We start from the raw sequence: 22407 nt of genomic DNA, 5'->3' as shown, positions 1-22407 counted from the left end.
ACAATCGCAGGGACATAAGTCCATGGTAGGCGCGGTCACCGTCGACCGTCAGTGGGTACTGCTCCCCCACGCGCCCGATACGCTGTGCCGCTGAGCACCCGGAAACGTGACCTGGGCCCTAGGCGCCCAGGGCGACGAGCCCCAGCGCGAGCAGCAGGCCATAGGCCAGCTCGTAGAGACCGACGTCGCGCAGCACGCCGATGAGCTCCGCGCCCGCCGATCCACCCATGACAGGGAGCACCGCCCGCCCCGCCATGAGGCACAGGACCGCGAGACCCGCCACCGCACCCAGGAGGCCAGCAAGCACCGGGATCGAGCCGGCCCCGGCGTCCCGGGCGGCCCACGCCAGGGCCAGGGCACCGAGGGGCACCGGGACACCGGCCATGAGCGCGAAGACGACCCGGGACCGGCTCTCCCCCAGGCGCACCGCGAGGGTGCGCTTGCCGTGGGCGGGGTCGGTGGCGATGTCGCGCAGGTTGTTGACCATGAGCAGGGCGCAGGCGATGAGACCGATCCCGCTGGCTGCCGGCCACAGCCAGCCGGGCACGGAGCCGACCTGGACGTAGGCGGTCCCCACGGTGGCGACCAGCCCGAAGAACACGAAGACGAAGACCTCGCCCAGGCCGACGTAGCCGTATGGGCGAGGACCACCGGTGTAGAACCAGGCGGCGGCCACCGCGGCGGCACCGACCCCCAGGAGCCACCACTGGCTGCTCAGCGAGACGAGGGCGAGGCCGAGGACCCCGGCGACGGCGAAGCAGCCCAGTGCCGCGAGCCTCACCGAGCCCGGGGAGACCAGTCCCGAGGCCGTCAGCCGCGGTGGGCCGAGGCGCTCGTCGTCGGTGCCGCGCACGCCGTCGGAGTAGTCGTTGGCGAGGTTGGACCCGATCTGCAGCGCCAGGGCGACTCCTGCGGCCAGCACGGTCCGAGGAACCGAGACCGAGCCCAGGAGGGCGGCGGCCCCCGCACCGAGGAGGACTGGGGCCAGGGCCGCGGGCAGGGTGCGCAGGCGCACGACCTCCGCCCAGCTCGTGGCAGCCCCGTGGGTCGGCCCGGAACCGGTTGCGCTCATCGTGTCCTCGTCCATCGCGCTGGGAGCCTATCGCGATCCGGGCACCTCCCCGGGCGCGGCCCGCAGGAGGCGTGCGGCGACGGCGCGACGGTCCACCTTGCCCGGTCCGCGCACTGGCAGCTCCTCGAGCACCTCGAGGCGTTTCGGGGCGCGCACGCCGCCGAGGCGCTCGCGTGCCGCGGCCCGGAGGGTCCCCGGGTCGAGGACCGCCTGCGTCTGCGGGACCACCGCCGCCACGACGGCGCTCCCCCAACGAGGATCGGGGACCCCGACGACGCAGGCCTGCCCGACCCCTGGAAGCGAGACGAGCACCTCCTCGACCTCACGGGGGTCGACCTTGACCCCGCCGGTCACGATGAGGTCGTCGACGCGGCCCAGGACGACGAGCAGCCCGTCAGGCCCCACCCTGCCCCGGTCGGCGGTGACGAGCTCGGTACCCCTGGCACCTGCGCCATCCGGGACGCCCGGGACGCCCGAGACGCCCGTGGGGCGGGTCGAGGATCCGTCGGGGCCGGGTCCGTGCCCGCCGGAGGTGCCGCGGCTCCGGAGGTCGGGCGTGGAGGGGCGCCTGAACCCGGTGACGGGAGCCCCGGCCCCACCGGCACCGGGCCCACCGGCACCGACCCCACCGGCACCGGTCCCACCGGCACCGGCCGGGCGGACAGGGCCCCGGGGACCCACCGGCTCCCGGGAACCGGGAGACTCAGCTGGCTCAGTGGACTCCGCGTAGCCCTCGGCCAGGACCGGACCCGCCAGGACGATCCGCCCGACGCCGTCAGGCCCCGGGTCCTCGATACGCACGGTCACCCCGTCCAGCGGGACGCCGTCGTAGACGCAGCCTCCTCCAGTCTCGCTCATCCCGTAGGTCGTCACGACGCGCAGCCCGACCTGGCGGGCACTGGCCAACAGGTCCGGGTCGGCCGCCGCCCCACCCACGAGGACACGCGCGGCACGCCCGAGCTCAGCCGCCCAGCGCTCCTGGCCGGCAGCGAGCACGGCGTGGAGCTGCGCGGGCACGAGGGAGGTGTAGACCGGTAGCGCCCCGGACTCCCCCGCGGCGCGCACCGCCTCGGCCAGCGCCTGCGGGGAGAAGCCCCGGCGGCAGTCGACGACGACCACTGCCGTGCCCGCCACCGCGGCGCGCACGAGCACCTGGAGCCCCGCGACGTGGTGGGAGGGCAGCGCAAGCACCCACCGGCCCGGCCCGTCGAGCCGGGCGTGGGTCGCCCGGGCCGAGGCGACGAGTGCGCGCGCGCTCATGGCCACCAGCCTGCCCGTGCCCGTTGTCGAGCCCGAGGTTCGCAGGATGAGGTCCGCTGACTCCGGGACCTCGCCGAGTCGACGCCTGAGGTCGGCCACGACTGCGTCGGGGTCCTCGTCGGGGGCGACCGGGACGAGCAGAGGAAGGCCGTCCGGGCCGGGGGCGACGGACGGATCAGGGTCGTGAGCGACCAGCCCCCGGGCCCGCAGGCGTGCGGACAGGGCCCTACCCAGGGCGGCGACGTCCTGGGGGGCCGTCCCGCCCCGCACGACGAGAAACGGCCTGGCAGCCGGGCTGACGGGTCTCACGCCACCAGGTTCCCACTCCGCCGGCGTCCGGGCCAGCTGGTGTCGGGCTCCCCACGGAGGGCTCCCCACGGAGAGATCCCCAGGAAGTTCGCACCATCGCCGGGAGGACGGGTGGCGCCCCACGATGGATCCCGACAACCAGACCGACAACCACGACCAGAAAGGCACGCCATCATGCGCACCATCACCCGACTCGCCGCCGCAGCAGCCGCCGGAGCCCTTGCACTGGGTCTGGCCGCCTGCAACGAGCAGGTCCCCACCGACGGCTCCACCTCCCAGCAGGGGGACGGGCAGACCAGCCAGCCCAGCGAGGAGCCGACCAGCTCGGGGCAGGAGTCCGACCAGGGGACCGACCAGGAGACCGACGAGGAGTCCACCGACGGGTCGGGCACCGCCTCCGCCCAGGGGGCCCAGGACATCGTCCCCATCACCTACACCGACCCGGAGGTCGGCCTGACCCAGACCTGCGACCAGATCATCACCGACTTCGACGCCCCGACGTACACCGCCGAGTACGACGTCTCGGTCGGCCAGATCGTCCTCCTCCACTGCTCGATCACGACCGACGAGCTCGGCATCGACAGCCACCTCTACCACACGCTGTCGATGGAGGGAGGGGACTACGGCTGGGCGACGCAGCTCGCGCCGTCCTCCATCGAGGAGGACCTCGCCGCCGCCGACCTGCCCAACATCAACGAGGGAGAGGGCACAACCTCCACCGAGGGCTGGGTCGCCCTCGAGGTCGGGGGCGAGGAGAACGCCACGGTCACTGAGGGGTGGACCGTGACCTACGAGCGCAGCGCCCTGGAGAACCAGTCCACGGGCGACGTCTACGCCTCCTACACCGACACCCAGGACCTCGTCCTGGAGTAAGACCGCCGTCCCCGTCTGACGACAGACACCGGGCCCGCCCACCCCATCGGTGGGCGGGCCCACCCGTCACCCCCGTCCGACGACAGACACCACGCGAGAAAGGGTTGATCATGAGTCGCCTGACCCGTCTTGCTACCACCGCGGTCGCCAGCGCCCTGGCAGTCGGACTGTCTGCCTGCGCGCACCCAGCCCCTGTGACGGACGGTGCCTCCCCGGAGCCGGACGCCGGTACCTCGCAGGCCCCGAGCCAGGCCCCGAGCCAGGCCCCGAGCCAGACCCCAACCACAGACTCCGGGATCCGGGACATCGTGCCGATCACCTTCGAGGACACAGCCATCGGCCTGACACATACCTGCGACCAGATCATCACCGACTTCCCCGTGGCCTCGACGGAGCCGGCGGAGCCGCCGGACACTATCGTCCTCATGTTCTGCACGATCACCACTGATGACTACGAGCTCACTGGGTTGCTCGACATCAGGCTGTCGCTGGAGCGCACCGGGGACACCTCTGACAACGGCATGGATGAGGAGACCGTGGGAGCCGGACCCGCCCCCACCACCAGCGAGGGTGAGGGCCGACCGAGCGTCGACGGGTGGCTCTCCGTGGAGAGCCCCGCCGGCGAGCCGGTGGATGTCGCTGACGGCACGTGGAAGGTCGTCTACGAGCGTGACGGCTTCGAGAGCTCGAAGACAGGGCTGACATACGAGTCGTACTCCCAGTCCGAGCCGCTCACCATCATGTGAGCAGCGAGGAGGCGCGCGCGTCGGGACGGGACCCCATGGCCGGGGCTCCGGTCCGAGACGCGCGCGTGCGGACACAGCGCCGTCAACCCGCCCCTGCTCCGACCGGTCGGATGTCCCCGACCGGTCATGTGATTCTCGACCGTCTATGTGACGGCGATTGCCCGGTCGACAGTTACATGACCGGTCGAACGACACATGACCGGTCGAACGACACATGACCGGTCGACGGGGAGGTCGAGGCGCGGGGCCGGCGCCGCACGTCCCTCTCCCCGGCCCGGGCCCCGCAGCGACGCCCCGTGGAGTCGATCATCTAGGGTTGTGCGCATGCGTATCGTCCTGATCGTCGTGGTGCTCGCCCTCGTCCTGTACTCCCTCCTGGACTGCGCGCGCACCCCCGAGGAGGGCATGCCCGCGCGGATCCCGAAGTTCGTGTGGATCCTGCTCATCGTGCTGTTCCCGACCGTCGGGGCGATCGCGTGGATCATCACCTCGAGGGTCAAGGCCGCCGAGGAGCGTGGCGGCACCGTCGAGCCGACGATGTGGTCCTCGCGGGAGGGCACGTCGTTCCGGCGGCCCGAGCGGCCGCGGCCGGTGGCGCCCGACGACGACCCCGAGTTCCTGCGCGAGCTGGAGCGCGACATCCGCCGCCGCCGGGGCGGGGACCCCGGCGCCGGGGGCACACCGGGCTCCCCGCAGGACGGCCCGCAGGACGACGAGGGGCCCGACGAGCCCGACCCTGAGGAGCGCAGCGGCGGACCAGGGCCTGACGGCGCCTGAGGCTCGAGCCGGCCGCCCGGCTCAGGACAGGACGCGAGGGACGGTGCGGGGCCAGGAGGAGGTGTCGACGTCGTACCCGTGGGCGGCGGCGTGGACGAACCAGTCCGCGGGCAGCCAGGTCCGGCCCACGAGCTGAGGGTGGTCGGGCAGGTAGCGGACGGCCCACAGGACGAGGACGAGCTCAGCCCACTGCGCGCGCAGCTTCCAACGTGCCGAGCCCGAGGCGTTGGCGGCGGCCATGACGACCTCCCCGGTCCCGGTGCTCTGGATCTCGTGGACGTCGTGGAACCCCACGGGCATGATGCCCTCGCCGGTCCCCAGGTAGATGCCGTGGGTCGACACCGTCAGGCGCGCCCGGGCCAGGTGGCGCCACTTCTCGACGGCATCGGCCTGCGCCGCCTTCTTACGCCTGGAGTTGAGGTAGGCCTGGCCACCGAAGAACGCGGCCGTGAGCGCCAGGCCCACGGGCCCGGCCGCCAGGAAGAAGCCGCGCGAGGGGTTGTAGGTCGCGTCCCCACGGCGCCACATGAGCAGCTCGGCGTCGCAGCTGGCCAGCATGACCTCCTCAGGGGCCAGGACGCGACGCACCGGGTCGATCACCGGGGAGACCGGATTGGGTCGCGCGCCCGAGCAGGCGGCGGTGAGCACCGCTGCGGTGTTCCACCACACGAAGTCCTGACCGGTCCACGGGCGCCGGGGCTCGGGCCTCGTCCCGGCTCGGGCTAGGTCGGCGGCGGGCAGCCTCACGAGGTCGCCGGCCGCTGGCTCGGGCCACAGCCCGCCCGAGGACGGGGGCCGGGTCACGCCCGCTCCTGCGGTGCGCCGATGACCTCGGCGGCCGCTGAGGATCCCGGGACCATGTCGTGGGCGCGGCGCAGAAGGTCCCCCGCGGGCTCCCAGTAGGACAGCCCGACCAGGGTGCGCCCGTCGAAGGTGAGGGAGGTCAGGGAGGCCAGGGAGCACTGGCGACGGCGCGGGTCGTGGGCGAGCGGCCGGCCCTCGAGCCACAGGCGCACCGTCCACACAGGGAGCTGGTGGGACACGAGAAGCGCCTCACGGCCCTCGACCTGGCCCAGGGCGTCGAGGACGGCGCCGCGCATCCGGGACACGAGGTCGGTGTAAGGCTCCCCCCAGCTGGGACGCCACGGGTTGATGTAGGACAGCCAGTGCTCGGGGCGCGCCAGCGCCGTGCGGTCCCGGTTGACCGGGAGCCCCTCGAAGCGGTTGGCGGCCTCGATGAGCCGCTCGTCGGTCGTGGCCCGCAGGCCGAAGGCGGCGGCGCTGGGCGCACCGGTCTCCCGAGCCCGCTCCAGGGGCGAGGTGATGACCGCGGCGACGTCGTGGCCGGAGGCCGACAGGACTTCGGCGACCTGCTCGGCCATCTGGTGGCCCAGCTCGGAGAGGTGGAAGCCGGGCAGGCGCCCGTACAGGACGCCCTGGGGGTTGTGGACCTCGCCGTGCCTCATGAGGTGGATCGTCGTGCGCGCCATACGGAGATTCTGTCATGCCCGCACCCGGGTCGGCACAGCCCCGGGGCCCACGGGGCCGCGCCCTCCTCGGCGGCGGGAGGGCCGTGGCCGGCACGCACCGGGCCGCCCAGGCGGGGCAGGGCCCGCACCGCCCTCCCGCGCCCGGATCGCGGGCACCCGGGGGCGGCCGCGGCGCCCGTCCCGTATCGTGTCGGCCATGACGACTCGCAGCGCATGGGGTCTCGGTCTGGCGACCGTGACCGACGACGGCAACACCCTCGACGTGTGGTACCCCAAGCCCATCCTCGGAGACGAGCCCGCCGACGGCGACGCCGCCCTCCTGTCGACGCTGACCGCCATGGAGCGCAGGGACGCCGCCCGCGGGACCCACACGACGGTGGTGCGCACGTGGGTCGACCTCGACGACGCCCCCGAGACCGTCGCAGGGGCCTACCTGCGGCTCCACGTCCTGTCCCACCGCCTGGCGCTGCCCAACACGGTCAACCTCGACGGCATCTTCTCCCGTCTGCCCAACGTCGTGTGGACCTCCGCCGGCCCCTGCGCCGCGGACGACTTCGAGACGACCAGGACGCGTCTGCGCGCGGCGCTGGGCCGACCGGTCCAGGTCCTGTCGGTCGACAAGTTCCCCCGGATGACCGACTACGTCCTGCCCTCGGGCGTGCGTATCGGCAACGCGGCCAACGTCCGCCTCGGGGCGTACCTGGCCGAGGGGACCACGATCATGCACGCCGGCTTCGTCAACTACAACGCCGGGACGCTCGGCCGGTCGATGGTCGAGGGCCGCATCTCCCAGGGCGTCGTCATCGGCGACGGCTCCGACGTCGGCGGCGGCGCCTCGACGATGGGCATGCTCTCCGGGGGCGGCCGCCAGCGCGTCGCCCTGGGCGAGCGGTGCCTGCTCGGGGCGAACTCCGGTCTCGGCATCCCCCTGGGCGACGACTGCGTCGTCGAGGCCGGGCTGTACGTGACGGCGGGCACGAAGGTCTCGGTGCTGCCCTCCGGGGGGGTCGTGCCCGGCAAGCACGGCCTGTTCCAGGAGCCGCGGGTGGTCTCCGCCCGGGAGCTGGCCGGCGCCTCGAACGTCCTGTTCCGCCGCAACTCCCAGTCGGGCGCCGTCGAGGCGATGGCCCGCGGCGGCAAGGGCATCGAGCTCAACTCTGCCCTGCACGCCCACCAGTAGGGCCTGCCCGCTCGGGCGCCCAGGCCGTCGAGGACGGGGCTCGAGACGCTTCAGCCCGCATGCCGGGACATCCGCCCGCCACCCTGCCATGAGGTGTGATCCAGGAGACAATCGAGAGGCAGTGCTCTTGAGGATCGGACGGATCGATGCCCACCACCGCCGGTGCGCCGGCCGGCGGGGACACCCCGCCGGTGCGTCGACGTGTGCCGCCACGACTGTCCTTCTCCCTCCTCAAGACGACGATGGCGGTGACCGGCACGGTCATGGCGGCCTTCGTCGTCGTGCACATGGTCGGCAACCTCAAGGCCTTGCTCGGCCCTGAGTCCTTCAACGGCTACGCCGCCTGGCTGCGCGAGCTCGGTTACCCGCTCCTGCCCCACGAGGGCCTGCTGTGGATCCTGCGCGTCGTGCTCGCAGGGTGCCTGGCCGCCCACGTCGCCGCGGGCCTGACCCTGTGGCGCCGGGCACGGCGCAGCGGGGGCGCGGTCTCGGGCGGGCGCCGCATGCGGGTCCGCACGACGGGGGCGCGCTCGATGGTCCTGACCGGCGGGCTCCTCCTCGTCTTCGTCGCCGTCCACGTCCTGGACCTGACGATCGGCAGGCTCGTGGCCCCCCAGGGGTTCCTCGCCCCGGCGGGCACCGGGCAGGTCCACGCCTACGAGAACCTCGTCGCCAGCCTCTCGCGTCCCGTGATGGCCGCCTTCTACAGCCTCGTCATGCTCACCCTGGGGCTCCACCTCGCCCAGGGCCTGTGGTCGGTCGTCCACGACCTGGGCGGCACGGGGGCGCGCCTGCGCCGCACCGTCCTCATCATCGCGCTGGCGGTGGCCGCCTCGGTCGCCCTGGTCAACGGGATGCTGCCCCTGCTCGTGCTGACCGGGAGGATCCCATGACCACCCCCGGACCCGTCGACGGGCTCTACGCCGTCGGACCCGATCTCGACCCCGGGCTGCCCGACGGGCCGGTCGAGGACGCCTGGGACCGGCGCCGGAGCTCCTACCGCCTCGTCAACCCGGCCAACCGCCGTCGGCTCTCCGTCATCGTCGTGGGAACCGGGCTGGCCGGCTGCGGGGCGGCGGCCACCCTGGGCCGCCTGGGCTACCGGGTGGAGTGCTTCAGCCTCCACGACGCCCCCCGGCGGGCGCACTCGGTGGCGGCCCAGGGCGGCATCAACGCGGCCCGCGCCCGCAAGGTCGACGGCGACTCCCTCCACCGCTTCGTCAAGGACACCGTCAAGGGCGGCGACTACCGTGGGCGGGAGGCCGACGTCGTGCGCCTGGGGCAGGAGTCGGTGCGGGTCATCGACCACATGCAGGCCATCGGAGCGCCCTTCGCCCGCGAGTACGGGGGCCAGCTCGCCACCCGCTCCTTCGGCGGGGTGCAGGTCTCCCGGACCTACTACACCCGCGGCCAGACCGGTCAACAGCTCGAGGTCGCCTGCGCCCAGGCGCTCCAGGAGCAGATCGCGGCGGGCAGCGTCCGGATGCACACCCGCACCGAGATGCTCGACCTCATCGTCGCCGACGGCCGCGCCCAGGGGATCGTCACCCGCGACCTGCTCTCCGGTGAGCTGCGCGCCTGGACCGCCCACGCCGTCGTCCTGGCCACCGGGGGCTACGGCAGCGTCTACCACTACTCGACGCTGGCGATGTCCTCCAACGCCACCGCCACGTGGCGCGCCCACCGGCGCGGCGCCGCCTTCGCCTCCCCGTGCATGGTCCAGTTCCACCCCACCGCCCTGCCGGTCTCGAGCAGCTGGCAGTCCAAGACGACCCTCATGAGCGAGTCGCTGCGCAACGACGGCCGCATCTGGGTACCCGCCCGGGCCGGGGACGACCGCCCCCCTCACGAGATCCCAGAGCCCGAGCGCGACTACTACCTGGAGCGCAGGTACCCCGCCTTCGGCAACCTCACTCCGCGCGACGTCGCCTCGCGCAACGCCCGCGAGCGCATCGAGTCGGGCCACGGCGTCGGCCCGCTGCGCAACTCCGTCTACCTCGACTTCCGCGACGCCCTCGAGCGCGAGGGGCGCGAGGTCATCGCCTCACGCTACGGCAACCTCTTCGAGATGTACCGCGACGCCACCGGGGAGGACCCCTACGAGGTCCCCATGCGCATCGCTCCGGGCGCTCACTTCACGATGGGCGGGCTGTGGGTCGACTTCGACCAGATGTCGACGATCCCGGGGCTGTTCGTGGGCGGGGAGGCCTCGAACAACTACCACGGGGCCAACCGCCTGGGAGCCAACTCCCTGCTGAGCGCCAGCGTCGACGGGTGGTTCACCCTGCCCCTGTCGGTGCCCGGGTACCTGGCCTCTCTCGTGGGCACGCCGGTGCTCGACGCCTCCGCTGCCGAGGCGCGCGGGACGGTGGCGCAGGCCCAGGAGCGGATCGCGGCGCTCACGGCGGTCGGCGGGGAGCGCCGGCCCGTGTGGTTCCACCGGCGCCTGGGCGAGGTCCTCTACGCCGGCTGCGGGGTGAGCCGCAGCGAGGAGGGCCTGCGCCGGGCGCTGGTGGAGGTGCGGGAGCTGGGTGAGGAGTTCTGGGCGGACGTGCGGATCGTGGGCGGCGCCGAGCGGCTCAACCAGGAGCTCGAGCGGGGTCTGCGGGTGGCCGACTTCCTCGAGCTGGCCGAGCTCATGGTCCTCGACGCCCTCGACCGCAGGGAGTCCGCGGGGGCCCACTTCCGTGAGGAGTACGCCACCGAGGGCGGTGAGGCCCGGAGGGACGACGCCGCCTGGTGCTCGGTGTCGGCCTGGCACACGCTGCCCGACGGCTCCCACGTGCGGCGCAGCGAGCCTCTCAGCTTCTCGCTCGTGGACATGCAGGTGAGGGACTACCGATGAGAGTCGAGCTGGAGGTCTGGCGCCAGGACGGGCCGCGGGCGCGCGGCCGTTTCGAGACCCATGTCGTCGAGGACGCCACGGCGGAGATGAGCCTGCTCGAGCTGCTCGACCGGCTCAACGACCAGATCATCGCCGCCGGGGGCGAGCCGGTGGTCTTCGAGTCCGACTGCCGCGAGGGGGTGTGCGGGATGTGCGGCTTCCTCGTCAACGGCGTGCCGCACGGTCCGGCCGACACGACCCCCGCCTGCCGCCAGCACCTGCGCGCCTTCCCCGAGTCCGGCAGGCTGCGCCTCGAGCCGTTGCGGGCCGGGGCCTTCCCGGTCATCCGCGACCTTGTCGTGGACCGCTCGGCCCTTGACGAGGTGATCCGGGCCGCCGGGACGGTTGACGTGGCCGCCGGGACGGCGCCGGAGGCCGACAGCGTCCTCCAGCCCCGCGGTCAGGCCGAGCGGGCACTGGACTTCGCGGCGTGCATCGGATGCGGGGCCTGTGTGGCGGCCTGCCCCAACGGGGCGGCCATGCTCTTCGCCGGTGCCAAGCTGGCCCACCTGTCCCTCATGCCCCAGGGGCGAGCCGAGCGGGCACGGCGGGCCCGAGGGGCCGCACGGGTGCTCAACGAGGTCTTCGGGCCCTGCTCGCTGTACGGGGAGTGCGTGCCGGCTTGCCCCGCGGGAATCCCCCTGGAGGCCGTGGCGGTGGTCAACCGGGAGGTCCTGCGCGCGGGCCTGCTGGGACGGGGACGCGACAACTGAGCCGCGACCGGCGAGCGGATCCGTTATGCTCCGTCGGCCTGCTCGGCCTACCGCTCGGCCTGCTCGGCCCGCTCGGCCTGCCGCTCGGCCTGCTGGCGGGCCCGGTGGAGGGCGCGGGTGCTGGCGGCCATGCGCAGGACGTTGAGGGCGGTGCGTTGGATCTCGCCGAGGGTGAGGTGCTCGCCGCTGGTGTCCTGCGGGTCGTAGCCGGACAGGACGGCGTCGTCGTGGCCCTCGGCGCGGGTGGAGTCCCAGGTCCGGCCACCGGGCATGAGGACGTCGACCCCGGCGCGCACCCGGGTGGCTGAGTCCCGCAGGGCCGGGAAGAGCGGGTCCGGGGCGTACCGCATCCACCAGTCGGTCATGACCATGCCGGTGTAGCCCCACTCGCCGCGCAGGATCGTGGTGACCAGGTCGTAGTTGTAGTGCGCCCACTGGCCGTTGATCTTGTTGTAGCTCGTCATGATCGTGCGGGGGGCGGCGGTCTGGACGCAGATGCGGAAGCCACGCAGGTAGATCTCCCGCAGCGCCCTGGCCGAGACCCGCGAGTCGTTGTAGATCCGCTCGGTCTCCTGGTTGTTGCAGGCCAGGTGCTTGGGGCAGGCGGCCACGCCCTGGGACTGGATGCCTCGCACGACCGCCGCCGCGCACAGTCCGGTGACGAGCGGGTCCTCGGAGTAGTACTCGAAGTTGCGCCCGCACAGCGGGTCGCGGTGGATGTTCATCCCCGGGGCGAGCAGCACGTCCGAGCCCTTGCGGATCATCTCGGCCCCGTGGAGGGCGGCGATCTGCTCGAGCAGGGGCGGGTCCCAGGTCGAGGCCAGGGCGGTGCCGCAGGGCAGGAGGCTCGCCCAGGCCGACAGCCGGATGCCTGAGGGGCCGTCGGTGGTGATGACCGGTGGGATCCCGCGCGCACGCAGCTGCTCGATCAGCCCGCCGAAGGCTCCGGCGTTGCCGGGGGCACCCAGGGGCGAGTTCATCTCGACGTGCCCGTAGGACAGCTCGGCGAGCTCGTCGACGCTCAGCTGGGCGACGAGGTCCTCCAGGGTGGCCCTGCCCTCGGCCACGTCGTCCAGGGTCGTGCCGCCTGTCCCGGTGGGGGTGATGGGCTCAGGCAGGTGGTCCAGGATCCGGGCGCGCAGGTCCACGGTGGAGGTGGGCACCGGCTCCCAGCCCACGACGGGGCCGTCGGCACCGGGGGCGAGGGTCATCCGTTCAAAGGGGTGGGCCGGGTCCGGGGCGAGGGCCTCGGCGAGCTGCTCGACGACGACGAGGTCGGCAAACTCAAGGCGCCCGGCCTCGGCGGTGTCCCGGACGGAGGCGCCCACGTGGACGGGGTAGGTGCCGGGCTCGATGACCCAGGCGTCCTTGTGGCCGGTGGCACCGGAGTCGTCGAAGGAGGCCAACCGGTCGAGGGGGAAGGTGACCTCGAGGTCCTCGGCGGCGCCGGGGGCGAGCTCGGTGGTGCGGGTGAAGGCGACGAGCTCGCGGGCGGGACGGGGCAGAACCGGGCCGCCCGGGGTGCCCGGGGTGCCCGGGGTGCCCGGGGTGCCCGGGGTGCCACGGTAGACCTGGACGACGGTGCTCCCGGGCCGCTGGCCGGTGTTGGTGGCCCGCAGGCTCACGGTGGCCGTCTCGGTGTCGTGGCGAAGGCCGGTGGGCTCGAGGTCGATCGTCGTGTAGCCCAGCCCGTGGCCGAAGGGATAGAGGACGGTGTCGGGGGCGAGGGTCTCGAAGTAGCGGTATCCGACGAAGACGTCCTCGGCGTAGTTGTTGAACTCCTTGCCTCCGAAGAACGGGGCGCTGGGGTAGTGCTCGTAGGAGCGGGCGATCGTGTCGGTCAGGCGCCCGCCGGGCTCGAGGACTCCGGTGAGGACCTGCGCGAGGGCCCGGCCTCCCTCCATGCCTCCGGGCCAGGCCAGCACGAGGGCGCTGACCCCCGCCTCGGCGGCCCAGGACAGGTCCATGACGTTGCCGGAGTTGACCACGACGACGGTGCGCTCGAAGCTGCCGGTCACCTGCGCCAGGAGCCTGCGCTCGGCGGCGGTGAGGTAGTAGGAGCCGGGCTCGAGTACGTTCTCGCGGTCCTCGCCCGCCGCCCTTCCGATGACGAGGACGGCGGTCGCGGCGCGTGCGGCGGTGGCGGTCACGACGGCGTCGTCGAGCTCCATCTCGGGGTAGAAGCGCGGCCAGTTGCCCCATTCCTCGACCGGGGGTTCCTGGGCGGCGCACCACCGGCGGTAGGTGGCGGCCAGCTCGGGGTCGACGGCTGCACCGAGCTCCTCGAGGCTGTCGAGCAGGGTGGTGGTGTAGGGGGCGTTGACGTCGCCGCCCGAGCCGTAGCCGACGGAGAACCAGTCGACCTGGACCCGGCCGAAGACGGCGACCGGTTGGTCGGTGGCCAGGGGCAGGGCGCCGTCGTTGCTGAGCAGGACGGTGCCCCGGGCGGCGGCGCGGCGCGCGAGCTCGGCCAGTCTGGGGTCGACCCAGCGGTCCTCCCCGGTGGCTGTGGTCAGGGCCTGTGCGACCTCGCTCGTGGTCATGGGGGATCCTCTCCGTCGAGGCGCGTGCGGGACTCCTCCAGCCTAGATGATTGATTCCCTGGGGTCTGCGGTTGTCGGTGGTCGGTGGGTGTCGGATGGCGGGGCCGGCGGCGTCGGCAGGATCGGCAGGGTCAGCGGCGTCGGCAGGATCGGCAGGGTCAGCGGCGTCGGCAGGATCGGCAGGGTCAGCGGCGTCGGCAGGATCGGCAGGATCGGCGGCGTCGGCAGGATCGGCAGGATCGGCGGCGTCGGCAGGTGAGACGCCGGAGGGCGGGCATGTCACGCGGGACCTCACGCCCTCCCCGAGATCGGGACTAATGACACCTCGAGATCGGGACTTATGGCACCCCGAGATCGGGACATATGACACAAAGGGGCACAGGACCGACAGTCGCGTCCCTGGGTCTGGTGCGGGCCGCAACTGTCACTGTGGACCACGATCAGCGGTGGTCAGGCAACCTCAGCGCAGATGAATCCGCGTGACTCCGCGGGTCGTTGTCGTCGGACGAGGGATGCCTCCGGGTAATGGTGGTCCACAGTGACACCTTTCCTCCCCCCGACCATCCTGTTGCCCCGCTCCAGCCGGCTTGCGGTCACCACCGGGCGCGCTGCCGTCCGCCCTGACCGGCACCGACCGCCTGGCCGACGGTGGCAGAGGCTGCCTGCTCGACCTCGACAAGTTGGACGGACGCGTCGAGGCCACCCTGCCCCACGTTGCTCTGAGCCCGGCCCGATCCACGACGCAGCGCCCACCTCAGGACAGTCCTACACCCCGCCGTGCCGTGAGTCCCGATCTCGAGGTGCCACTTCTCCCGATCTCGAGGTGTCACTTCTCCCGATCTCGGGCCTCGACGAGCGCGGCCACGGCGCCCGCCGTGCACGCAGGACCTTGACACACCACATCATTGTGACTAGCATCACATTCAATCCGAAGTTCCTCGACGTTCGGCGCACGATTCAGACATGACCGTGATCCCCATGAGCTCTGACCCTGATGACCCACCACGACCAGGCCCGCGCATGACCCGGCGGACTGCCCTCATGCTCGGTGGCGCAGGCGCGCTGGCCGTGAGTGGAGTCGCCACCTGGGCGTACATGCCCGGCGGCTACCTCACCCGGGACGCCCGCTGGTTCAGGGCCATTAAAGCAGACCCCATGGCCTCCAACCCCCTTCTCGGACGAACAGCCGTCCGAGTCCGAGAGCACGGACCTGCGGGCCTGTTCGACATCAAACGCACCACCCCCTGGATCGACCACTACTTCCGCGACGACTCCATCGGGCCGCACACGCTCGCAGAGGAGCTCATCACCCATGCCCAAAAAGTCGGCTGGACCCACGACACGACAATATCAATCGACAACTCATGGACAGCGCGACGCGAGCACAACAACCCCGACGGCACCATGACCCTGACGATCATGACGATCACTGACATCAACCCAACGTCGTTCATCTATGGAACGGCCGCCGTCACCCTCCACTGACACCCGATACCTGAACGAGAGAAGGACACCGACCCGCATGAGCATCACGCTCCACCGACACCCCATGATCACGGTACACCCCTTATGAGGCTTTTCGCGGTTGAGTGTGGGGTTGCGGGTTGAGATCGCTTTCGATGAGGAGCGTGCGTCGACGAGAACTGTCCGGGCGACCCGGGGGCGACACCGGCTACCTCGCCGAGCCAGGGCCCGGCGCCCGACAGGCCCGGCCCCGGGGGGTCACACGCGGGTGACCTGGTCGAGGCTGGGCACCCCGACGCGGGTGCCGGGGTAGGCCGCGGCCCTCTCACGGCGGTGCATGGCGACGTAGTGCCGCTCGGGCTCGCCGGTGTAGACCTGGCGGGGCCTGCCGATGCGCTTGGCGGGGTCGTCCATCATCTCGCGGTACTGGGCGATCCAGCCCGGCAGGCGCCCCAGGGCGAACAGCGGGGTGAACATCTTGGTGGGGAAGCCCATCGCCTGGTAGATGAGCCCGGTGTAGAAGTCGACGTTCGGGTAGAGCTTACGGGAGATGAAGTAGTCGTCGGACAGGGCGACCTCCTCGAGCTCCATGGCGATCTCGAGCTTGCGGTCGCCGTCGTCGGAGCCGAGCCTGCCCAGGACGTCGTGCGCCGTGGCCTTGACGAGGGCTGCGCGCGGGTCGTAGTTCTTGTAGACCCGGTGGCCGAAGCCCATGAGCCTGACCCCGTCCTCCTTGTTCTTGACCTTGCGGACGAACTCGGCGGTGCTCAGGCCCTCGGACTGGATCGTGTCGAGCATGCGCAGCACGGCCTCGTTGGCCCCGCCGTGCAGCGGCCCGGACAGGGCACCCACGCCCGCGGCCACCGAGGCGTACATGTTGGCGTCGGAGGACCCCACGAGCCTGACGGTCGAGGTCGAGCAGTTCTGCTCGTGGTCGGCGTGCAGGATGAGCAGCATGTCGAGGGCGCGCACGACGACCGGGTCGATGTCGTGGACCTGGTAGGGCATGCCGAAGGTCATGTTGAGGAAGTCCTCGACGTATCCGCGCTTGGGGTCGGGGTAGAGCAGCGGCAGCCCGATGGCGCGGCGTGCGATGTAGCTGATCATCGTCGGCACCTTGGCCAGCAGCAGGACCGTGGCGAGCTCGCGCTCGTAGGGGTCGTGAGGGTTGAGGGTGTCCTCGTAGTAGGTGGCCAGGCCCGCGATCCCCGCCTGGAGGATCGCCATCGGGTGACCGGAGGAGGGGAAGGAGGTGAAGAAGCTGAGGAAGTCCTCGTGCAGCAGCCGGTGGCGCCCGATGCGCCGCTCGAAGCGCTCGAGGGTCTGGGAGTCGGGGAGCTCGCCGTTGATGAGCAGGTAGGCGACCTCGAGGAAGCTCGAGGAGGTGGCGAGCTCGGCGATCGGGTACCCGCGGTAGCGCAGGATGCCGGCGTCCCCGTCGATGTAGGTGATGTCGGAGGTGCACGAGGCGGTGTTGGTGAAACCGGGGTCGAGCGTGACCATGCCGGTCGTTCCCAGCAGCCGGCCGACGCCCAGACCGTCCGATCCGTCGGTGGCGTGGGTGCGGGGCAGCTCGAGGCTCGTCCCGCCCACGGTCAGAACGCCGGGGAGGTCCAGGTCGTTGAGGTCGGTGACCGCGTCGGTCATGGTGTCTCCTTAAACTGCTGGGGGCAGCGAACGGCCCCGGGGACACGGGTCCTTCGGGGCTGTGGTCCTCGTCCTCAGCCCACTGTACGGGTTCGGGCCGCCTCCTGCCGCCTCGTCTCGCCCGAGGCCGCGGGCACGCCACCGTCCGTGGCGATCACCACCCACCGGCGCCCCGGTCCTGTCTCGTCCCGGATCGGCTCGCACCGTCCCGGATCGGCTCGCACCGGCCGGGCCGGTCCGGGGAGGGGATCAGGGGCGAAACAGGTCGGTGGCGTGCAGGCGTGCGGCAGCGGCGGCCACCCGCTCGTCGGTGTCGGTCAGGCTCATGCGGACCCGGCCGGCGCCCGCGTCCCCGTAGAAGTCGCCGGGGGCCACGACGATCCCGAGCTCGGCGAAGGCACCGACGAGATCGAGGGCGCTCATGCGCCGCGGGCCGGACAGCCACAGGTAGAGGCCTGCCGCGGAGGCGGGGTCGTTGACGAGGCCGGCAGCCTGCGTCGCCTCCAGGAGGACCTCGCGGCGCCTGCGGTAGGTCTCGCGCTGGTGGCGAACGTGCTCCTCGTCGCCCAGCGCCGCCGCCATGGCCGCCTGGACCGGCGCGGGGACGAGCAGCCCGGCGTGCTTGCGCACCTGCGTGACCGCCTCGACGAGCTCGGGGTCACCGGCCAGGAAGGCAGCCCGGTACCCGGCGAGGTTGGACTGCTTGGACAGCGAGTACAGGACGAGGAGACCGGAGAGGTCCGGGGCGCCGTCGGCCCCCGTGCCGGTGACACCGGGGTCGAGGAGGCTGGGGACGCCTCGGGCCGCCCAGGGCTCGTCCCAGGCGAGCTCGGCATAGCACTCGTCGGCGGCGACCACCGCTCCGGCGTGCCGGGCCCAGGCGACGATCCGTCGCATCTGGTCGACCGACAGGACGTGGCCGTCGGGGTTGCCCGGGCTGTTGAGCCAGATGAGCGTCACGGGACCGTTGGCGGGCAGGTCCCAGGTCGAGGGGTCGGCGTCGGTGTCCACCGGGACGGGCCGTGCACCGGCCAGGCGGGCGCCGACGTCGTAGGTGGGGTAGGCGGCGCGCGGGTGGAGGACGAGGTCGCCGGGGCGGACGCCGAGCTGGAGGGGCAGGAGTGCGACCGACTCCTTCGAGCCGATCGTGGGGACGACGCAGTCCCGCCCCAGCCCTCCGACCCCGCGACGCCGCCGCATCCAGTCGATGACGGCGTCACGGAGCTCGGCCGTGCCCACGGCCGTCGGGTAGCCCGGGGCGTCGGAGGCTGCGGCGAGGGTGCGCCGGGCGACATCGGGTGTGGGGTCGACGGGGGTGCCGACCGCCAGGTCGACCACTCCCCCGGGATGCTCGGCCGCACGCTGGCGGTACGGGCGCAGCGAGTCCCAGGGGAAGTCGGGCAGGGACAGGCGGCGCGGCAGGACGCGCGCCCCGGCGGGCGGCGCGGTGGTCTGGTCGGTCACGACCCGATTGTGCCCTGGTCCGTGCGCCGCGCGCACGGACCGGCGCCTCCGGTGGCGCGTCCCGTGAGGGGTCCAGGACGGGCGCTCCACGAGGCCGTGCCGCGGGGCGTGGTGCCGACGCACCGTCGGCACCACACCCCGCGGCAGCGGCTCACGGTGTCCTGGACACGAGCGCCCTGCCCTCAGCCGCCGTTCTGGGGCGGCAGGGCGGCGATCATGGGGTCGTCGTAGTCGAGGGGACCGGTCTTCTGGGCGCCGCCGGGCGATCCCAGCCCCCGCAGCTCGAAGAAGTCGATGTTGGCCCGGGTGTAGTCGGACCACTCCTCGGGGACGTCGTCCTCGTAGTAGATCGCCTCGACCGGGCAGACCGGTTCGCAGGCACCGCAGTCGACGCACTCGTCGGCGTTGATGTACAGGCTGCGTCCGCCCTCGTAGATGCAGTCGACCGGACACTCGTCGACACAGGCACGGTCCTTGACATCCACACAGGGCTGGGCGATGACGTAGGTCATACTGAGCTTCCTCTCCTGATAGAGATGACCGTGCCGGCGGGTGCCGGTCACACGGCAAGTATCGTCCCTGTCCCCGCGCGGCCCAAGCCGGGCCGGTGGTGGTTCTGGGCACGCCGGCCCCGGCCGGTCGGACCGGCGCGACGTCGGTCAGTGACGTGTGGCGGTGCCGCCAGGCGACGTCGCGGTCAGTTGTCCGCTGAGGCGGCGGCCTCGGCCCTCGCGCCGGTGATCGTCTCCAGGGTCGGCGCCGCCGGCTCGGAGGGGGCCGGCTCGGCCGGGCTCGAGCCGGACTGGTCGGAGGCCGCCGCCTCCGGGACCTGGGAGGTCGTCGTCTGCTCCTGGGTGGTGGTCGTCTGCTCCTGCGTGGCGGGCTCAGGAGCCGCCGCCGTGCCGGAGGACGTGCTCGTGTCCGAGGGGGCCGAGGCGGTCGACACGCACAGGACGACGTTGTCGGCGCTGTAGCTGGTCTCGAGGACGTCGTCGGGGACGGTCTTGTCCGGCGCGGTGCGCGTGCGCGTCACGACGATGTCGAAGCCCGCCGAGCCTCCCCCGTAGGGGGTGCAGTTCGGGCCGGCGGTCCTGGTCACCGTCTGGACGGGCCGGTAGTTGTAGGGCTCACCGCTGGTGATCGTCACGTCGTAGTAGTGGGTCGACCAGATCCGGGCGTGGACGCGGCCGTCGGCGACCCAGGCCTGGATGAGGACGGGGTAGGGGGTGGAGTTGGCGAACTTCACGTCCTTCTCCCCCGTCCAGATCGTCGCCTCGCGCCCCGCCGGGTAGCGCTCGAACCAGTAGGAGTGCGGGTGGTGCTCGACGTCGTCCATGCCGGCCTCGAAGCCAGCGTTGAACATCGTCGTCCCGATCTGGGACAGTCCTCCGCCCATGGCGTCGACGTGCTCGCCGTTGGAGATGACGCCCGCCGCGACGAAGCCGTGCTCGGCGTCGACCTCGCCGAGCGCGTCGTTGACGGAGAAGGTCTCGCCGGGCATGACGACCTGCCCGTTCATGAGCTCGGCCCCACGCGTGAGGTTCTGGTCGCGGGCGTACTCGGAGGTGAAGGGGGTGGAGTACTCGCCGACGACCTCGGTGATGCCCCACTGGTCCTGCGGCGTCGTGTTGGTCGGCTCGAGGACGGTGATGGGCAGGGGCACCGTGCGCTGGGAGGTGGTCGTGCCGGTGCGGCCCGCCTCGATGAGGGAGGCGGTCAGCGCGGCCATGTCCACGCCCTCACCGGAGGAGGGCGCGACGTACTGGGGGGTGGCGGTGGCGGCGCCGGCGGCCGTGCCGTCGATCGTCCACGTGGCGTCCTGGGCGGGGACCTCGATCTCGCCCATGGCCCCCACGACGGCGGCGTGGAGGGCCTCGCTGTCCAGGACGGCGCTCAGGTCCCCGCCCTCGGCGCTGATGGTCAGGACGGCGGCGACCTGCTCGGGCGTGAGCACGAGGTCCTTGGTGGCGGCCTTGGACTCCACGGAGGTTCCGGTGGCGGTGATGGTCAGGTCGCCGGAGAGCAGCGGGGTGAGCGTGCCCTCGACGAAGGTCGAGGCGTCCTCGTCGGTGATGGCCGGGACGGCGACGCCTTCCTGGAGCGCGATGCTGGACTCCCCCAGGGGCCAGTCCTGGGTCAGCGCGCTCACGGAGGCCTCGACGTCAAGACCGGTTCCGGCGGTGGCCTGGGTGACGACGGGGGTGGTTCCGTCCAGGGTGACCGTCGCGTCGACGGTGCCGTCCGACAGCGTGGGCAGGCGGTCGTTGAGCGCGGCGGTCAGGGCCTTGTCGTCGACGACGGTGACCGCCTCGACCTCGGGACCGGTGAGGCGCTGGACGATCGTGACGGGGTTGAGGGTGAAGCCGGTCAGCTGCTTGACGCTGGCGGCGGCGTCGACGGCCACACCGGACTCGGCGGGGACGAGCTGGTCGGAGGAGTCGGTCACCGTCACGGTGACCGGCTGGGACAGGCTCGCTGTCATGGCGGTCTCGACGGCGGCCTGCGCCTCCTGGGCGCTCATTCCACCGACGTCGACGCCCGAGACGGTCGCGCCCGCCGAGGTGCTCAGGGTGGTGGCCCAGGCGGCGCCGCCCCACACGAGGACGAGGAGCCCGGCAGCGGCGACCGCGGCAAGCCGTCCGCGAGGCATGCGCCTCATGCGGTGGAGGATGCCGGTGGCGGCCGCGGCACGGGTGGCCTTCGCGGTCTTCTCAGGCGTCGCGGCCTTCACGGTCGCAGGGGCCTCGGGGGACACAGATGCCTCGGGCTCGGCTCCCAGGAGCCCGGTCGGGGCGCCTGGTGCGACGCCGGGGGCCTCATCGGTCTCCTGCTCGCTCTCCTGCGCCCTCCCGGCGGTCTCCTGCGCCTGTGTGTCAGCAACGGGAACGGGCTCCGGCTCGGGCTCCGGCTCCGGCACGGGCTCGGGGTCAGGACGGACCCGGGAGGCAGGAGGGATCGCGGCCGGCAGCACGATGACGGGCTCGGCACCGACCGCAGCCTCCACCTCACCGGCCTGCTCAGCGTCGGCCACCGACTCGGCCTCAGTCTCGGCATCCGCCTCGGGCTCGGGCTCGTCGGCCACCTCGGCCTCCGGCTCACCGGCCTGCTCAGCGTCGTCCACCGCCTCAGGCTCCGCTTCGGCAGCGGGCTCGGGCTCCGGCTCGGGCTCCGGGTCAGGACGGACCCGGGAGGCGGGAGGGATCGCGGCCGGCAGCACGATGACGGGCTCGGCACCGACCGCAGCCTCCACCTCACCGGCTTCCTCGGCCTCCGGCTCACCGACCTGCTCCGCGTCGTCCAACTCGGGCTCAGCCTCGTCATCCGGCTCGGGCTCAGCCTCGTCATCCGGCTCGGGCTCAGCCTCCGCGTCGTCGTCCACCTCGGCCTCAGGCTCGACCTCCAGCTCACCGGCCGGCTCCACGTCGTCCACCGACTCGGGCTCAGCCTCAGCCTCGTCGTCCACCTCGGCCTCAGACTCGGTCTCCGGCTCACCGGCCAGCTCCACGTCGGCCACCGCCTCGGGCTCGGGCTCGTCGTCCACCTCGGACTCAGCCTCAGGCTCGTCGTCAGACTCAGACACAGCCACGGTCTCAGCCTCCACCTCCGGCTCACCGGCTTCCTCAGTCTCCGGCTCACCGGCCAGCTCCACGTCGGCCACCGCCTCGGGCTCGTCGTCCACCTCGGACTCAGCCTCAGGCTCGTCGTCAGACTCAGGCTCGGCCACGGTCTCAGCCTCGACCTCCGGCTCACCGGCCTGCTCAGGCTCCGCCTCGGGCTCGAGGGCCTCGGCAGCGCTCCCCGCCTCCGGCTCGGAGGCCGTCGGCGCGAGGTCCCCCTGGCTCAGGCGCACGGTGTCGCTGTCGAGCTGCGCGAGCGCCTCCTCAGGCCCGTCCGCCTCCTCAGCGGGCGCTTCCTCGGCATCCGCCCTGTCGTCCTCGCTCTGAGCCACGTCCTCGTCGTCGAGACGGTCCTCGTGCTCGTTCAC

18 protein-coding genes are annotated in these 22407 nt (G+C 72.5%); 9 read left to right on the top strand and 9 right to left on the bottom strand.

The features are described 5' to 3' along the window. Positions 1-118 precede the first annotated feature (118 nt). Positions 119-1072 (bottom strand): 1,4-dihydroxy-2-naphthoate polyprenyltransferase, encoded by a 954-nt coding sequence (locus EL245_RS11290; protein ID WP_126383213.1) that lies wholly within the window; start codon positions 1070-1072, stop codon positions 119-121. Positions 1073-1099: 27 nt separating this feature from the next. Beyond that, positions 1100-2641, bottom strand: coding sequence for an AMP-binding protein (locus tag EL245_RS11285; protein WP_126383211.1), 1542 nt, complete (start codon positions 2639-2641; stop codon positions 1100-1102). A 174-nt stretch (positions 2642-2815) separates the two neighbouring features. Between EL245_RS11285 and EL245_RS11280 the strand changes: the two genes are divergently transcribed. The 3 genes from EL245_RS11280 to EL245_RS11270 all read left to right on the top strand — a co-directional run bounded on the left by EL245_RS11280 (position 2816) and on the right by EL245_RS11270 (position 5037). Further along, positions 2816-3514, top strand: coding sequence for a hypothetical protein (locus tag EL245_RS11280; protein WP_126383209.1), 699 nt, complete (start codon positions 2816-2818; stop codon positions 3512-3514). Positions 3515-3624: 110 nt separating this feature from the next. After that, positions 3625-4260 carry a hypothetical protein gene (locus EL245_RS11275; protein ID WP_126383207.1) on the top strand — a complete coding sequence of 212 codons (636 nt, stop codon included), beginning with the start codon at positions 3625-3627 and terminating at the stop codon, positions 4258-4260. Positions 4261-4584: 324 nt separating this feature from the next. Continuing rightward, positions 4585-5037 (top strand): PLD nuclease N-terminal domain-containing protein, encoded by a 453-nt coding sequence (locus tag EL245_RS11270; RefSeq protein WP_126383205.1) that lies wholly within the window; start codon positions 4585-4587, stop codon positions 5035-5037. A 21-nt stretch (positions 5038-5058) separates the two neighbouring features. Here EL245_RS11270 and EL245_RS11265 read toward each other — a convergent pair whose 3' ends face one another. Beyond that, positions 5059-5706, bottom strand: coding sequence for a hypothetical protein (locus EL245_RS11265; protein WP_126384451.1), 648 nt, complete (start codon positions 5704-5706; stop codon positions 5059-5061). A 131-nt stretch (positions 5707-5837) separates the two neighbouring features. Continuing rightward, on the bottom strand, positions 5838-6527 hold the full coding sequence (locus EL245_RS11260; RefSeq protein ID WP_126383203.1) for a histidine phosphatase family protein: 690 nt from the start codon (positions 6525-6527) through the stop codon (positions 5838-5840). Between the two features lie 196 nt (positions 6528-6723). Between EL245_RS11260 and dapD the strand changes: the two genes are divergently transcribed. The 4 genes from dapD (at position 6724) to EL245_RS11240 (ending at position 11304) form a co-directional block, all read left to right on the top strand. After that, positions 6724-7707 carry a 2,3,4,5-tetrahydropyridine-2,6-dicarboxylate N-succinyltransferase gene (gene dapD, locus EL245_RS11255; protein WP_126383201.1) on the top strand — a complete coding sequence of 328 codons (984 nt, stop codon included), beginning with the start codon at positions 6724-6726 and terminating at the stop codon, positions 7705-7707. Between the two features lie 146 nt (positions 7708-7853). Next, positions 7854-8600 carry a succinate dehydrogenase cytochrome b subunit gene (locus tag EL245_RS11250; protein ID WP_197719410.1) on the top strand — a complete coding sequence of 249 codons (747 nt, stop codon included), beginning with the start codon at positions 7854-7856 and terminating at the stop codon, positions 8598-8600. Further along, positions 8597-10552 carry a fumarate reductase/succinate dehydrogenase flavoprotein subunit gene (locus tag EL245_RS11245; RefSeq protein ID WP_126383199.1) on the top strand — a complete coding sequence of 652 codons (1956 nt, stop codon included), beginning with the start codon at positions 8597-8599 and terminating at the stop codon, positions 10550-10552. The genes EL245_RS11250 and EL245_RS11245 overlap by 4 nt, the downstream gene beginning before the upstream one ends. Continuing rightward, positions 10549-11304 (top strand): succinate dehydrogenase/fumarate reductase iron-sulfur subunit, encoded by a 756-nt coding sequence (locus EL245_RS11240; protein WP_126383197.1) that lies wholly within the window; start codon positions 10549-10551, stop codon positions 11302-11304. The genes EL245_RS11245 and EL245_RS11240 overlap by 4 nt, the downstream gene beginning before the upstream one ends. A gap of 47 nt (positions 11305-11351) precedes the next feature. Here the strand turns inward: EL245_RS11240 and EL245_RS11235 are convergent, their stop codons facing one another. Then, a complete protein-coding gene (locus EL245_RS11235; RefSeq protein ID WP_126383196.1) occupies positions 11352-13847 on the bottom strand; it encodes a glycoside hydrolase family 3 C-terminal domain-containing protein in 2496 nt (831 codons plus the stop codon). A gap of 46 nt (positions 13848-13893) precedes the next feature. Between EL245_RS11235 and EL245_RS11230 the strand changes: the two genes are divergently transcribed. Both EL245_RS11230 and EL245_RS11225 read left to right on the top strand, forming a co-directional pair. Next, positions 13894-14106 carry a hypothetical protein gene (locus EL245_RS11230; protein ID WP_161512713.1) on the top strand — a complete coding sequence of 71 codons (213 nt, stop codon included), beginning with the start codon at positions 13894-13896 and terminating at the stop codon, positions 14104-14106. A 761-nt stretch (positions 14107-14867) separates the two neighbouring features. Next, on the top strand, positions 14868-15332 hold the full coding sequence (locus tag EL245_RS11225) for a hypothetical protein (RefSeq protein ID WP_126383195.1): 465 nt from the start codon (positions 14868-14870) through the stop codon (positions 15330-15332). Between the two features lie 237 nt (positions 15333-15569). Here EL245_RS11225 and EL245_RS11220 read toward each other — a convergent pair whose 3' ends face one another. The 4 genes from EL245_RS11220 to EL245_RS11205 form a co-directional block, all read right to left on the bottom strand. Further along, a complete protein-coding gene (locus EL245_RS11220; protein ID WP_126383194.1) occupies positions 15570-16958 on the bottom strand; it encodes a citrate synthase in 1389 nt (462 codons plus the stop codon). 249 nt (positions 16959-17207) lie between these two features. Beyond that, entirely contained in the window at positions 17208-18422 is a 1215-nt protein-coding gene (gene dapC / locus EL245_RS11215) for a succinyldiaminopimelate transaminase (RefSeq protein WP_126383193.1), read from the bottom strand. Positions 18423-18604: 182 nt separating this feature from the next. Beyond that, positions 18605-18934: a ferredoxin gene (fdxA, locus tag EL245_RS11210; protein WP_126383192.1), complete on the bottom strand. Its 330-nt coding sequence runs from the start codon at positions 18932-18934 to the stop codon at positions 18605-18607. A 185-nt stretch (positions 18935-19119) separates the two neighbouring features. Continuing rightward, the gene (locus tag EL245_RS11205; protein ID WP_232009747.1) at positions 19120-22407 is read right to left on the bottom strand and encodes a VanW family protein; all 3288 of its coding nucleotides are present in this window, start codon (positions 22405-22407) and stop codon (positions 19120-19122) included.

Source organism: Actinomyces howellii (assembly GCF_900637165.1).
Classification (GTDB): Bacteria; Actinomycetota; Actinomycetes; order Actinomycetales; family Actinomycetaceae; genus Actinomyces; species Actinomyces howellii.
The sequence above is the reverse complement of the archived record's forward strand: the minus strand, read 5'-3'. Positions and strand labels throughout refer to the sequence as shown.

Bases quoted from the DNA above. Each gene is read 5' to 3' on its own strand.
- dapD (WP_126383201.1), top strand. From the start codon at position 6,724: ATGACGACTCGCAGCGCATGGGGTCTCGGTCTGGCGACCGTGACCGAC.
- EL245_RS11235 (WP_126383196.1), bottom strand. From the start codon at position 13,847: ATGACCACGAGCGAGGTCGCACAGGCCCTGACCACAGCCACCGGGGAG.
- EL245_RS11250 (WP_197719410.1), top strand. From the start codon at position 7,854: ATGCCCACCACCGCCGGTGCGCCGGCCGGCGGGGACACCCCGCCGGTG.
- EL245_RS11245 (WP_126383199.1), top strand. From the start codon at position 8,597: ATGACCACCCCCGGACCCGTCGACGGGCTCTACGCCGTCGGACCCGAT.
- fdxA (WP_126383192.1), bottom strand. From the start codon at position 18,934: ATGACCTACGTCATCGCCCAGCCCTGTGTGGATGTCAAGGACCGTGCC.
- EL245_RS11240 (WP_126383197.1), top strand. From the start codon at position 10,549: ATGAGAGTCGAGCTGGAGGTCTGGCGCCAGGACGGGCCGCGGGCGCGC.
- EL245_RS11220 (WP_126383194.1), bottom strand. From the start codon at position 16,958: ATGACCGACGCGGTCACCGACCTCAACGACCTGGACCTCCCCGGCGTT.
- EL245_RS11230 (WP_161512713.1), top strand. From the start codon at position 13,894: ATGATTGATTCCCTGGGGTCTGCGGTTGTCGGTGGTCGGTGGGTGTCG.
- EL245_RS11270 (WP_126383205.1), top strand. From the start codon at position 4,585: ATGCGTATCGTCCTGATCGTCGTGGTGCTCGCCCTCGTCCTGTACTCC.
- EL245_RS11280 (WP_126383209.1), top strand. From the start codon at position 2,816: ATGCGCACCATCACCCGACTCGCCGCCGCAGCAGCCGCCGGAGCCCTT.
- EL245_RS11260 (WP_126383203.1), bottom strand. From the start codon at position 6,527: ATGGCGCGCACGACGATCCACCTCATGAGGCACGGCGAGGTCCACAAC.
- EL245_RS11225 (WP_126383195.1), top strand. From the start codon at position 14,868: ATGACCCGGCGGACTGCCCTCATGCTCGGTGGCGCAGGCGCGCTGGCC.
- EL245_RS11290 (WP_126383213.1), bottom strand. From the start codon at position 1,072: ATGAGCGCAACCGGTTCCGGGCCGACCCACGGGGCTGCCACGAGCTGG.
- EL245_RS11275 (WP_126383207.1), top strand. From the start codon at position 3,625: ATGAGTCGCCTGACCCGTCTTGCTACCACCGCGGTCGCCAGCGCCCTG.